Consider the following 529-nt stretch of genomic DNA (forward strand, 5'->3'; position numbering starts at 1 on the left):
GCCCCGCAGGGGGCGTTCACCGCGGCGCGGGCAGCCAAGGCCGAGGGCGTGCAGATCTCGACGATCTCGTTCGGCACCCCGTACGGCACCGTCGACTACGAGGGCGCCACCATCCCGGTTCCGGTGGACGACCAGACCCTGCAGAAGATCTGCGAGATCACCGACGGCCAGTCGTTCCACGCCGACAGCCTGGGCGAGCTGGAAAAGAGCTACAACGCCATCGAGAACGAGATCGGCTACCGCACGGTGCCGGGGCCGGGCAGCTCCGGCTGGCTGCGGCTGGCCGTGCTGACCGCCCTGATCGCGACCGCGCTGGCACTGCTGATCAACCGGCGCCTGCCCAGCTGACTCAGGCGGGCAGCCTGCGGTTCAGCAGGAGCCCGGCCAGGATGGCGCCGGCCAGGACGAACGCGCCGAGCAGCATCCAGGCCAGGCTGGCGTCGCCCTTCACGGTTTCGTAGCCGATCTGGCGCTGCAGCGTCGAGTACACGTTCTTCAGCGAGTCCAGGCTGTCGGCGTGGAACGACTG

The 529-nt window shown here is 69.4% G+C and carries 2 pseudogenes; one reads left to right on the forward strand and one right to left on the reverse strand.

From position 1 onward, the window contains the following. Nucleotides 1–348: pseudogene (locus tag A5622_RS25020) on the forward strand (hypothetical protein); the annotation flags it as partial. A gap of 1 nt (nt 349) precedes the next feature. Here the strand turns inward: A5622_RS25020 and A5622_RS25025 are convergent. Continuing rightward, nucleotides 350–529, reverse strand: a pseudogene (locus tag A5622_RS25025) (hypothetical protein); the annotation flags it as partial.

The organism is Mycobacterium sp. 1245801.1 (assembly GCF_001673055.1).
In the GTDB taxonomy this organism is placed as follows: Bacteria; Actinomycetota; Actinomycetes; order Mycobacteriales; family Mycobacteriaceae; genus Mycobacterium; species Mycobacterium europaeum_A.